The sequence below is a fragment of the Vibrio sp. 2130-1 genome (genome assembly GCF_033339515.1).
In genome coordinates this window covers 41,929-54,154 of record NZ_JAWOUT010000010.1, presented here as the reverse complement: position 1 = coordinate 54,154, position 12,226 = coordinate 41,929, and the positions used below count along the sequence as shown (strand labels likewise).

Sequence of the window (12,226 nt, the reverse complement as noted above, 5' to 3'; positions counted from 1 at the left end):
CTCTGGTTAACTGATTTTCTGGAACTCAAATCGGACACGTGATTTTGACTTGAGTTCATTACACACATTGCAAAAGTAACTCGCAGCACCGCATGCTTGCAGCTTCTCCAGCTCCGCCTCACAATCAGGGCAAAAACCTACTTTTTTAAAATCCGATTCACACTGTGCACAATGGTATTGTCCTGTCCATTCCAGTTCGACATTGCAAGTCGGGCAAATGTTCTGCTGCATATCCCGTTCCTCTCTCTAAACTAAGCAATTTCGAGTAACGCATGCTACTCAAAATAACGAACAAGTATGTTGATCTTCATCACCGCCCCAACAAGTTTCACGAGGCGTTAACCATACTTGATACGTAGGATCTTATACTGATCGTCTGATATTTACTCCTTGATCAGCGATCACCCCTTAAAAGAATATTTATATAACCACACACCGAAAGCATAAGTTACATATTCTGCATTCCAATTTAAGATAGAATAAAAAACCTTATGTGGATTTAATTAAACGAAAAATCAGAATTTAATAAAAAGATCTTATTCAAAAAGCAGTGTTTACATTGGTGTGCATTTCGATAGTTTGAGCGTCGAGCTCAACGAGTTTAACTTGGATAAAAGCAAACTCATTTAAATGGCTCGCATGCGTTCCACCACAAGGGATTACCGCTAATTGACCTTCCCCTAAATCGCACTTCCAATAGCGAGAATCCGTTAATCTTTCGCCGTGGCATTCCATGGTGATCATCGCATCTCTTTGAAGCCATTCAACCAGTTGGCCATTCACTTTTTCTGCAATCGCCTGGAGGTCATTCAGCATATCTGCACTGTTTAATCCTCTTTTACGGAGTGTTTTGCCTAAACGGTACGTATCGAGGCACTTGTCTGGAGTGACATAACTCGTGACTTGCGCATAGCTATTAAAGTCATAATAACCATGTGGGTCTTTGCGGTCTGCGTCTTTTCGCCAATAGTCTTCCGATAGTACTTTATTCAACGCCAAATACGCTAAGTGTCCTGCAGTGTGGCCTCGACTCAAAGCATTTTGATAGTCTTTATCTACCGCTAATGTTACCAAGTCATTAATTGCACATGATTCCGTGCGTGATAAAACATGCACGACGACAAACACCCAACCTTCAGCATCACGCTTTACAGGGATGTCACTACCCACATACAGAGCACCACTTTCCTGTTCCACTGCCCCAACTTGGCAATCTACTACGTCATGCTCAGCCCCATTCACCTTCAACGTTCCTTTGTCTGCAGGGTGATCCGGCCATATGTGACTAACGGGATGGAACGGCGTGACATCTGTAATAACGTAAGTCACTTCTTCCGTATATTGAACGAGCTGTATTTGTGCTTCTAATTGCCATGTTTGATGACAAAAACGAGTCTTTGTTGCTGTGATAGTCATTTTTACGATTACTTTTGATAAAAAAATACCCAAGTAGAAACTTGGGTATTCGAATTTCATTATTTATTGCGGTTTTTCACCATCGACATCATACGCTTACGTTTACGCTCTTGTGATAGCGTAAGCTTATTCGTACGGTTCTCGTATGGGTTATCACTGTTGTGGAAGTTAATGCGAATCGGTGTTCCCATAATTTCCAGAGACTTACGGAAGTAGTTCATCAGATAACGTTTATACGAATCTGGCAATTCACGAACCATGTTACCGTGGATAACAACGATCGGTGGGTTGTAACCACCTGCGTGTGCGTATTTGAGTTTGATACGACGACCACGAACCATTGGCGGTTGGTGATCATCCACAGCCATCTTCATGATACGCGTCAGTACTGACGTACCCACACGCGTTGTCGCCGAGTTATATGCTTCTTGGATAGATTCAAACAAGTGACCAACGCCAGTACCGTGCAGCGCAGAGATAAAGTGGATACGCGCGAAGTCGACGAATCCTAGACGGCGGTCCAGTTCTTTCTTCACGCTTTCTTTCACGTCACTGTCTAGACCATCCCACTTGTTAACGGCGATGACAATTGAGCGGCCAGCATTCAGTGCAAAACCAAGCAAGCTTAGGTCTTGGTCTGAAATATTTTCACGAGCATCAATCACTAGTAGAACGACGTTTGCATCTTCTACCGCTTTCAGCGTCTTAACAACAGAGAACTTTTCAACCGTTTCATTGATACGACCACGACGACGAACACCTGCGGTGTCAATTAGTACGTATTCGCGTCCATCACGCTCCATCGGGATGTAGATAGAATCGCGCGTTGTACCAGGCATATCGTATACAACCACACGTTCTTCACCCAGAATACGGTTAGTCAGTGTCGATTTGCCTACGTTAGGACGACCGATGATCGCCAACTTAATCGGCTGCTCTTGAAGGCGTTTGAATTCAGCTTCTGCGTCTTCTTCAGTGTAATCTTCAACAAGAGGCTCTTCGTCTTCGAATCCAGTCAGGTCTTCAATCTCACCTTCTTCAGATTCACTTGTTAGTAGATCATCAAAGAATGGAGATAAAGCACGCTCAAGCAAAGCGGTCACACCACGGCCATGAGCGGCCGCAATCTGGTACATATCATCCACGCCGAGCTGCCAAAAGTCAGCACACGCCGCATCGGCATCAATACCATCGATTTTGTTTACTACCAGCATCGCTGGCTTTTCAATTTTACGCAGATGCGCAGCAATTGCTTCATCTGAAGGTGTCAGACCAGCACGACCGTCAACAAGGAACAATACAACATCAGCCTCATCAATCGCGGCTAATGACTGTTCTGCCATCTTTGTTTCCACGCCTTCTTCTGTGCCATCGATACCACCAGTATCAATCACAATGAATTCGTGCTCTTCACCAAGTCTCGCCTGGCCATATTTACGGTCTCGCGTTAGGCCTGGAAAGTCCGCAACCAACGCGTCACGAGTGCGAGTCAATCGGTTAAATAGTGTAGATTTACCTACGTTCGGACGCCCTACTAGAGCTACAACAGGTACCATAACAACCTCTACAATAATCTTTCTTCTGTAGTTATAGGTAACGACTTGCTCGATGCCAAATCAAACCAGCTTTTTACCTATAACCACGTCAGGGTTAATAAATTCAAACAACAAAACGGCTCCTAGCTGTCACCAGCCAGGAGCCGAATGTGAATTATATCACGATATTATTCGTTAATGGTTAGTTTCTTTACATCGCCGTTGCGAGTTGTAATCACATAACCATCCGACAATAACGTCGGGCCAACTGCCAAGCCACTATCATCGACAAACTGCTGCGCAACAAATTCGCCCGTTGAACGATCCATCCAGTGAAGGTAACCAAGCGTGTCACCGACAACGAGATAATTGCCAACAATAACTGGCGCTGTAAGTTGTCGGTGCTCAAGCAAGCTGTTTTCCCACAACTCAGTTCCGCTTCGTGAATCAACGGCAACAACATGATCTTTTTCCGTTATCACAAAGATGCGACTACCATCTGTAGAAATGTCTGTCGCAGATGAGTAATTACGCTTCCAAATCGGGTTCGCTGAACGCAAGTCAATGGCGATAAGTTGACCATTGTATCCAATGGTGAAAAGAGTACCGCCTAGCACAATTGGCGATGAATCAACGTCAACCAAACGATCAATTTCTGTCGCGCCTTTTGGCGTACCAACAGGCTGTTGCCAAATCAACTGACCACGCTCAACGATAGCAGCTGCGAGTCGGCCATTTGCCGTTCCCCAAAATACACCGCCGCCAATTGCAGTCGGAGTACTGTCGCCACGTAAAGTTAAGTTCGGCACTTCTGTACTCAATGCCCAGCGTTGCTCACCTGTACTCTCATTAAGGGCAATCAACATGCCTCGGCTAGTATTGATGATAATAAGGCCTGAATCTGCAACTGGCTTCGCCAGTACCTCACCACCAACTTTTACACGCCAAACAATTTCACCTGTTTCTTGGTCAAGAGAGATGACTTCACCATTCTCAGAGCCAATGTAAAGGTTTCCGTATGCCGCTGTGATACCACCAGAGAGACGAGCAATGACATCTTCTTCTAGGTCCGTTTGCCAACGTTGTTTACCGTTTTCAGGCTCCAGCGCTTTTACTAAGCCATCACGACTTGCCACGAACAATGTATCATTCGCAAATACAGGGGATAGTTTTGAAAAGTAATGACCAACACCATCGCCAACCGATGTGCTCCACTCACTACTGGTTGTAAACTGACTGTCTACCTGAGGTAGTGGCGCCATTACAATGGTGTCTTTCTCACCTGCACAACCGGCAAGTACTCCCATTGTTAACGCCCCTAGCAAGGCTTTCTTAAAGACTCTTTTCATCCAATGCGGTCCTTATTTCGCCAGATCGTCCAATTTCATTTGTAGTGTCGGGCTTGCATCTGCCGCTTGCTGAGCTTCAGTATACGCAGCGTACGCAGCATCTTTGTCACCTTGGCGAATCGCAATATCGCCACGAAGTTCAGCAATACGACCTGTCCATGCTGTATCAGTGACGTTACTTAGCTCTGCCGTTGCAGCGTCGAAGTTACCCATTTCCGTCTCAATACGCGCAATGCGGTAACTAATCAATGGTAACAACGCAGCATCTTGAGTGTGGCTTTGCGCCCACTTCAGTTGCTCCAATGCAGCAGAAAGGTCTTGAGCTTCAACTTGTGCTTTAGCAAGTTGTAGCGCAGCCAATACTGAATATTCTTTTACTTCATTTGACTCAATGAAAGCTTTCACGTCAGCTTGAGCATCAGTGCCTTTGTCTTGCAAAGCATTCATTGCTGTCGTGTAGCTTTGAGAAGCTGCTTCACTCGCCTGAATCACAGAATCCTGGTAGTAACGCCAGCCGAATAGACCACCTAAACCAACAACCGCACCGATGATGACGGCTTTGCCGTTTTCCTTCCACCAGTCTTTAATGGCTTCAACTTGTTGTTCTTCAGTATCGTAAAGTTCCACTTCCTGTCCTCTTAAAACATGTAAATGGCAGCTTAGCTGCCATTGTTCCTATTTCGTTTAAAGGCTCCACATTTGGGAGCCTTAGCTTACGAACTAGGATGTAATTTTGTTAGATTACTAAAAGACTTAAATCAGTGCTGCGATCTTTTCTGCAACTTCTGCTTGGTTGTAAGTCTCTTGCTCACCACCAGCTAAGTCTTTCAGTACTACGGTATTATCCGCAACTTCGTTTTCGCCCAGAACCAATGCTACAACAGCACCAACTTTGTCTGCGCGTTTAAACTGTTTCTTGAAGTTACCGCCACCGAAGTGATTCATCACACGAACGCCTGGAACAGACTCGCGAAGCTGTTCTGCTAGCTTCATTCCTGCCATCATGGTGCCTTCACCCGCTGTGACTACGTACACGTCAACACTGCGACGAACGTCTGTCAGTTCCAACGTTTCTAGCATCAGTACTAGACGCTCTAGGCCCATTGCAAAGCCAACCGCTGGTGTTGGTTTACCACCTAATTGCTCTACAAGGCCATCGTAACGACCACCGCCACATACAGTGCCTTGAGCACCTAGGCTCTCAGTGATCCACTCAAATACCGTGCGATTGTAGTAATCCAGACCACGAACTAGACGTTCGTTAACTGTGTATTTGATACCTGCGGCGTCTAAAAGTTCACATAGACCTGCGAAGTGTGCTTTAGATTCTTCACCCAAGTAATCTGAAAGGCGAGGCGCATCACCTAAAATAGCTTGAACGTCTGGGTTCTTCGTATCCAAAACACGCAGTGGGTTCGTGTGCATGCGACGCTTACAATCTTCGTCTAGCACATCAATATGTTGCTCAAGGAATGCAACCAGTGCAGTACGGTAGTCTGCGCGGTCTTCTTGAGAACCGATAGAGTTCAGCTCAAGACGGACATGTTCATTGATACCTAGCTCACGCCATAGACGAGCCGTCATCATGATAAGCTCTGCATCAACATCTGGACCATTTAGACCAAACACCTCAACACCACACTGGTGGAATTGACGGTAACGACCTTTCTGCGGACGTTCATGGCGGAACATAGGTCCCATGTACCACAGACGCTGTTCATCACGGTTGATCAGGCTGTTTTGGATACATGAACGTACACAACCCGCCGTACCTTCAGGGCGAAGTGTTAGGCTGTCGCCGTTACGGTCATCAAAGGTGTACATTTCTTTTGAAACGACGTCTGTCTCTTCACCAACAGCGCGGCTGAATAGGTTTGTTTCTTCAACGATTGGCATGCGCACTTCGTTATAACCGTATGCGCTAATTACATTTTTCACTGTGTTTTCTAATTTTTGCCACAGTGGCGACTGAGTTGGGAGGCAATCGTTCATGCCTCGAATTGCTTGAATTGTTTTTGCCACAATACTTACCGTAATTCTCGTTGAGATTAATCTTGTACTTTAACTTCGATGCGGTTTTCGCCATTCATCATAGCTGCTTTCGCACGGATCTTAGCTTCTAGCTTATTCACAAGGTCATCGTTATCAAAGCGCTCTTTCTGGCGTTTACCATCTTCGTAGAATGCGCTCTTCTTGTTACTACCTGCTAGACCTAAGTGAGAAACTTCTGCTTCACCAGGGCCGTTTACCACACAACCGATGATAGACACATCCATTGGCGTGATGATGTCTTCTAAACGTTGCTCCAGTGCATTCACCGTACCAATCACATCGAATTCTTGGCGTGAGCAGCTTGGGCACGCAATAAAGTTGATGCCTCGAGAGCGAATGCGCAGAGATTTAAGGATGTCGAAACCGACTTTGATTTCTTCAACTGGATCGGCAGCCAAAGAGATACGCAGCGTATCACCTATCCCTTCAGATAACAGCATACCTAAGCCAACAGATGACTTAACAGCGCCAGCTCGAGCACCACCCGCCTCTGTGATACCTAAATGAAGAGGCTGATCGATTTTCTTCGCCAGCAGACGATATGAATCCACCGCAAGAAAAACGTCTGAAGCTTTCACGCTAACTTTAAATTGGTCAAAGTTAAGACGATCGAGATGGTCTACGTGACGCATCGCCGATTCAACCAAGGCTTCTGGCGTAGGCTCACCGTATTTCATCTGTAGGTCTTTTTCCAAAGATCCACCATTGACACCAATACGGATCGGGATATTTTTATCGCGAGCGCAATCAACAACGGCGCGAATGCGCTCTTCATTGCCGATGTTACCTGGGTTGATACGTAAACAGTCAACTCCGTACTCCGCAACTTTCAGCGCGATACGATAGTCGAAATGAATATCAGCCACTAATGGTACAGAAACTTGCTGTTTAATCAGTTTGAAAGCTTCTGCTGCGTCCATCGTAGGTACAGAAACTCGAACGATATCTGCGCCGACTTTTTCTAGTGCTCGGATTTGAGCGACTGTCGCTTCTACGTCAGTCGTGCGAGTGTTAGTCATTGACTGTACTGCAATTGGCGCACCATCACCAATTGGCACATCACCCACATAAATACGCGTCGATTTACGACGAATAATTGGAGATTCGTGTTGCATAATTTTTTATAACGGTAGAGTGAATCTAGCTACTTTGCCTGAAGTATACCCAGAAAGGTCGACAGGTTCACTTGCAAATGTCATTGTAACCCCTTCCGGTGCGCCCAATATCACTTTAAATGGCGCTTTTCCGGTAAGTTCTACATCTTGTCCTGGCTTATGAGTACCACTTACCAGCGTTTTACCATTGGTGTCTTTTACTTGAATCCAACAGTCCGCTTTAAACTTCATAGTAAGAAGTGTCATGCCTTCAGGTACTACTGGCGCAGGCTGTTCCTCTTCCGCCGCTTCAATCACGGCAACAGGTTCTTCAGAATCTACGCTTGTTGTATTTTCAGTTTCAGTCAGCAAAGGATCCGCCCCTTGCTCAACGGATGCTTCAGTCGATTCAGCAACGCCTTCATTAGTTGAAGCAACTTCTTCAGGAGTGCTTGCGATTAACTCTTCAGCCGTCATCAAATCGATATCAGCTAATTCTTGAGCAGTGGGCTGCGGCGCTTCAACACTTGAATCCGTTACTTCCTTAGTTAGGCTATTCTCTTGTTGGTTTTGCCACCACCATGCCGCTGAAATGCCAATAATGACCAGCCCGATAACCCAAGTAAGGAGCATAATACGGCTATTGTGCTTCTCGTCTTTTGTTTTACGAGAGAAGCTTTGCATTTCAATTTCTTGCTCTTGAGGCTGAGCATCGGCAGTCTGCTCTAACGCCGTCAAAACCACCTTCTCATCAAGACCTACGAATTTAGCGTAAGAGCGTAAGTAACCACGCGTAAATGTCGCGACTTGTTGAGATTCAAATCGGTTATTTTCAATATCTTCAATCACAGAAATGCGAAGCCTCAGGCGATCGGCAACTTGCTTTTGGCTCATTCCCAAGGATTCACGTTTGTTTTTCAGTAATGTGCCAGCTTCAATAGAGAGTGGCACTTCATTCGTATTTTCGTGTTCTGTCATAATGGCGGTATTTAATCTGTTTTAGTGGCTAACGTGGTCATGTATTTTCGTTATTGTTCTTAAGCCTCTTTAAAGATAGCTAGCCTAAACGCGTTAACCAAAAATAATAGTTTTAAGAAACTCTCAGCGATCTGAGTGCGAATACCCGTTTTGCAAAAATCAGCAAAACGTATGTGAGAAAGTGCTGAGAATTATCGGTGTCATCGTTAGTGTTACATATCATGATAAGCGAATGCGCAACGAAGACAAAAACTCTTTACACTCAAACTAACAGATAGCTCAAGCTTTTGTCCAAACTTTGACAAAGGAATTCGAAATTATACCCAAATAACCTTAAGTTGAAGAGTGATAGTCCCAAATCTTGGCGAAAATGTCCTAAACAATAAACAAAATAGCCAGAGCGAATGGCTCTGGCTATTTTTGAATTCCGGTCGTTTATACAGCTTTCACTTCAATGGTATCGGCACCGCGTGACGCTTTCAGCATTGCCGTACGTTTAGTTCGGTCAATTACATCACCGACCAACTGACCACATGCGGCATCAATGTCATCACCACGCGTTTTACGAACCGTAACTGTGTGCTCGTATTGCATCAATGTTTTTTGGAAGCGATCAATACGTGAGTTACTTGGTTTCTTGTAAGGTGAACCTGGGTACGGGTTAAACGGAATCAAGTTAATCTTACATGGTGTGTCTTTCATCAATTCAGCCAGCTCGCGTGCATGGTCTATGTCATCGTTCACATGATCAAGCAACACGTACTCGACTGTTACCTTGCCACGGTTTGCATTCGATGAAGCAATGTAACGACGAACGGATGCTAGGAAATCTTGAATATCCCAACGATCGTTAATTGGCATGATTTCACTACGCAGCTTATCGTTTGGCGCATGAAGAGAGATCGCCAACGCAACGTCGATTTTGCCCGTCATCTGATCAAGACCAGAAACCACACCTGATGTTGATACGGTTACGCGACGCTTCGACAAACCAAAGCCAAGGTCATCCAACATTAACTCCAGTGCTGGAATCAAGTTCTTCATATTAAGAAGCGGCTCACCCATGCCCATCATCACCACGTTCGTAATTGGGCGACGGCCTGTTTCTTTCTCAAGACCAATTTCACGTGCAGCACGCCACACCTGACCGATGATCTCTGAAACTTTCAAGTTACGGTTAAAGCCCTGCTGTGCTGTTGAGCAGAACTTACATTCCAATGCACAACCTACTTGAGAAGATACACAAAGCGTTGCGCGATCATCTTCTGGAATGTAAACCGTTTCTACATCCTGATCACCAACCTTCATTGCCCACTTGATCGTGCCGTCTGAAGAATGCTGGGCTTCTGCTACAGTTGGAGCTTTAATTTCACACTTGTGTAAAAGCTTTTCGCGCAGCTTCTTGTTGATGTTTGTCATTTTTTCGAAGTCATCTACACCGAAATGGTAGATCCACTTCATAACCTGATCAGCACGAAACGCTTTCTCGCCAAGTTCTTCCGCGAAAAACTGACGCATGCCTTTGCGATCAAAGTCGAGTAGATTGATTTTTTCAGTGGTCATGTTGCCTCTCAATGACTGAAACAAGAATAAGGGCGCGAATTGTACAGCCTTTATGCAGCTACAACAAGGGGTGTAAGACCCTGAGTTTGCTAAGGCATTAAAATAAAAACGATTAAATTTTAATCAGACTTTACGGTGAGAATAATGATTAGACAACCGACAACAAAAGCGTAGAAGTGGTACAGAGAAAACAGTGAGAACAAACACACGTAACTAAGCTTTCACCTCTGTAAAATGCTCAGATTAGCCAATATCTTCGCGAATAATTACGAATGAACTCGCCGGTGAAATGGAGAATGCGGAATAAAAAACCTCGGACAATTCCGAGGTTATTACGAACTAGATCATCACGCAAAAGTGATGCATGAACGAGTTAGCGAGAGAAAACTTCTGATTCAGGGAAGAAAAACTCAATTTCACGAGCGGCAGACTCAGGGCTATCTGAACCATGAACTGAATTGTGACGCATGCTGAGTGCGTAATCAGCACGCAAAGTGCCACATGCCGCGTCCTCTGGGTTGGTTTTACCCATTAGCTCGCGGTAACGTGCAATCGCATTTTCGCCTTCCAATACCTGAACCATAATAGGACCAGATGTCATGAACTCTTTTAGAGGAGGGAAAAACTCTTTACCTTCATGCTCTGCATAAAAGCCGCTTGCCTGATCTTCTGTCAGGTGAACCATTTTGGCAGCGATGATACGTAGGCCAGCCTTTTCAATACGATTGTAGATTTCACCAATTAGGTTTCGCTCTACAGCATCAGGCTTAATGATTGAAAATGTTCTTTCTAGAGCCATAAAATTTCCTTTCTGTACTTGTAATAATAGTTGTGCTTTTAAAGTGACTTACTGGGTAAGAGCAGCACTCAAACAAGAGAGTGCTGCAATCAATCTTATTTTCCAGCTTGCTCATTGAGGAAACGAGCAAGTGTACGAACACCCATACCCGTTGCTCCCGCAGCCCATTTATCAGAAGCGGCTTTACGATACGTACCCGCACAGTCGAAATGTAACCAGCCTTTTTTGTAGTCCTCAACGAAGTAAGACAAGAATGCAGCTGCAGTACTTGCACCCGGAGAATAATCACCAGAGCTGATATTCGATAAATCGGCAAAATTAGATGGCAGCATTTCTCGATGGAAATCAGCAAGTGGTAGCGGCCACAAGCCTTCTTTTTCCTGGTTTGCCGCCGTAAGCGCTTGATGCGATAGCTCATCATCAAAGCTCATTAGCGCATGGTAATCGTTACCTAACGCATTCTTCGCTGCGCCTGTTAGCGTCGCGCAGTCAATAATTAACTCAGGCTTTTGCTCACTAGCGTAGATAAGACCGTCTGCAAGCACCAAGCGACCTTCCGCGTCGGTATTCATAATCTCAACGGTTTTGCCGTTTTTGTAAGTGATGATGTCGCCAAGCTTAAGGGCACGGCCAGAAACCATGTTCTCAGCACAACACAAGATCAGTTTTACGCGCTTGTTCAAACCGCGTAAGATAGCTAACCCTAGGCCACCAGTGATAGTACCCGAGCCACCCATATCTGCTTTCATTGCACTCATGAAGTTAGAAGGCTTCAAGCTGTAACCACCGGAATCAAAGGTGATGCCTTTACCCACAAGACATGCGAATACAGGTGCGTTTTCGTCACCAGTTGGGTTGTAGTCTAACTGAAGCATCGCAGAAGTACGCTCAGAACCACGGCCTACTGCGTAAATACCTTCCCAACCTTCTGCCAACAAGTCTTTGTCTTTGACGATACGTGCTGTCACCGTGCCTTTCGGCGCAACAGATTTGATGAATTCAGCAGCCATTGTCGCTAGCTGACGAGGAGCAACTTCTTCTGCCGTTTTGTTGATAATATCGCGGGTAAAATCAGTCGAAGTAATACGAGCTTGAAGCTCTGCTTGATCTTCATCAGACAATGCTGCCCACTCAACTGAGCCATGTTTTTTAGGGTTACGGAACCCTTGGTGGAAAGCCCATACGCTCTCTAGATCCCAGTTATCACCAGAAAGAAAAATAGAACGAATTCCTTGGCCATCTAGCTGACGAGCTGCACGTTGAATTGCGCCGAGATCATGACCTTGACCTAAGTGAATAGTTGCGCCGTTTTCAGCGAATGAAAGCAGTGCTTTTTCACCCCAATGTGGTGCTGCCGACTCTTGACTTAAAAATACAGACATCTGTGTAGACATGGTTTCTCCTTGTCTTATAGCAGCGTTGCCTACGCTGCTTCTTTTT

The 12,226-nt window shown here is 45.2% G+C and carries 11 protein-coding genes; all 11 read right to left on the bottom strand.

Annotation, left to right across the window (positions count from 1 at the left end):
• Positions 1 to 6: 6 nt before the first annotated feature.
• The gene (locus tag R7Q09_RS15890; protein ID WP_012842112.1) at positions 7 to 231 is read right to left on the bottom strand and encodes a zinc ribbon domain-containing protein; all 225 of its coding nucleotides are present in this window, start codon (positions 229 to 231) and stop codon (positions 7 to 9) included.
• Between the two features lie 309 nt (positions 232 to 540).
• Complete coding sequence (locus R7Q09_RS15885; protein ID WP_258480243.1) at positions 541 to 1,416, bottom strand: alanyl-tRNA editing protein; 876 nt, start codon at positions 1,414 to 1,416, stop codon at positions 541 to 543.
• 59 nt (positions 1,417 to 1,475) lie between these two features.
• Positions 1,476 to 2,972: a ribosome biogenesis GTPase Der gene (gene der, locus R7Q09_RS15880; RefSeq protein ID WP_017820569.1), complete on the bottom strand. Its 1,497-nt coding sequence runs from the start codon at positions 2,970 to 2,972 to the stop codon at positions 1,476 to 1,478.
• Positions 2,973 to 3,139: 167 nt separating this feature from the next.
• A complete protein-coding gene (gene bamB, locus R7Q09_RS15875; protein WP_318070980.1) occupies positions 3,140 to 4,300 on the bottom strand; it encodes an outer membrane protein assembly factor BamB in 1,161 nt (386 codons plus the stop codon).
• A gap of 12 nt (positions 4,301 to 4,312) precedes the next feature.
• The gene (locus tag R7Q09_RS15870) at positions 4,313 to 4,927 is read right to left on the bottom strand and encodes a YfgM family protein (RefSeq protein ID WP_222712435.1); all 615 of its coding nucleotides are present in this window, start codon (positions 4,925 to 4,927) and stop codon (positions 4,313 to 4,315) included.
• Positions 4,928 to 5,053: 126 nt separating this feature from the next.
• Complete coding sequence (hisS, locus tag R7Q09_RS15865) at positions 5,054 to 6,322, bottom strand: histidine--tRNA ligase (protein ID WP_005381698.1); 1,269 nt, start codon at positions 6,320 to 6,322, stop codon at positions 5,054 to 5,056.
• A gap of 26 nt (positions 6,323 to 6,348) precedes the next feature.
• Positions 6,349 to 7,467: a flavodoxin-dependent (E)-4-hydroxy-3-methylbut-2-enyl-diphosphate synthase gene (gene ispG / locus R7Q09_RS15860; RefSeq protein WP_005381699.1), complete on the bottom strand. Its 1,119-nt coding sequence runs from the start codon at positions 7,465 to 7,467 to the stop codon at positions 6,349 to 6,351.
• 6 nt (positions 7,468 to 7,473) lie between these two features.
• The gene (gene rodZ, locus R7Q09_RS15855; protein ID WP_005381700.1) at positions 7,474 to 8,424 is read right to left on the bottom strand and encodes a cytoskeleton protein RodZ; all 951 of its coding nucleotides are present in this window, start codon (positions 8,422 to 8,424) and stop codon (positions 7,474 to 7,476) included.
• Positions 8,425 to 8,859: 435 nt separating this feature from the next.
• Positions 8,860 to 9,987, bottom strand: a complete 1,128-nt coding sequence (locus R7Q09_RS15850; protein ID WP_318070979.1) for a bifunctional tRNA (adenosine(37)-C2)-methyltransferase TrmG/ribosomal RNA large subunit methyltransferase RlmN — start codon at positions 9,985 to 9,987, stop codon at positions 8,860 to 8,862.
• A 373-nt stretch (positions 9,988 to 10,360) separates the two neighbouring features.
• Positions 10,361 to 10,786, bottom strand: a complete 426-nt coding sequence (ndk, locus tag R7Q09_RS15845) for a nucleoside-diphosphate kinase (RefSeq protein ID WP_005381702.1) — start codon at positions 10,784 to 10,786, stop codon at positions 10,361 to 10,363.
• A gap of 95 nt (positions 10,787 to 10,881) precedes the next feature.
• Entirely contained in the window at positions 10,882 to 12,180 is a 1,299-nt protein-coding gene (pepB, locus tag R7Q09_RS15840; protein ID WP_054575091.1) for an aminopeptidase PepB, read from the bottom strand.
• Positions 12,181 to 12,226 lie beyond the last annotated feature (46 nt).

Coding starts and splice junctions, on each gene's coding strand:
- R7Q09_RS15890 (WP_012842112.1), bottom strand. CDS start 231: ATGCAGCAGAACATTTGCCCGACTTGCAATGTCGAACTGGAATGGACA.
- R7Q09_RS15885 (WP_258480243.1), bottom strand. CDS start 1,416: ATGACTATCACAGCAACAAAGACTCGTTTTTGTCATCAAACATGGCAA.
- der (WP_017820569.1), bottom strand. CDS start 2,972: ATGGTACCTGTTGTAGCTCTAGTAGGGCGTCCGAACGTAGGTAAATCT.
- bamB (WP_318070980.1), bottom strand. CDS start 4,300: ATGAAAAGAGTCTTTAAGAAAGCCTTGCTAGGGGCGTTAACAATGGGA.
- ispG (WP_005381699.1), bottom strand. CDS start 7,467: ATGCAACACGAATCTCCAATTATTCGTCGTAAATCGACGCGTATTTAT.
- rodZ (WP_005381700.1), bottom strand. CDS start 8,424: ATGACAGAACACGAAAATACGAATGAAGTGCCACTCTCTATTGAAGCT.
- R7Q09_RS15850 (WP_318070979.1), bottom strand. CDS start 9,987: ATGACCACTGAAAAAATCAATCTACTCGACTTTGATCGCAAAGGCATG.
- ndk (WP_005381702.1), bottom strand. CDS start 10,786: ATGGCTCTAGAAAGAACATTTTCAATCATTAAGCCTGATGCTGTAGAG.
- pepB (WP_054575091.1), bottom strand. CDS start 12,180: ATGTCTACACAGATGTCTGTATTTTTAAGTCAAGAGTCGGCAGCACCA.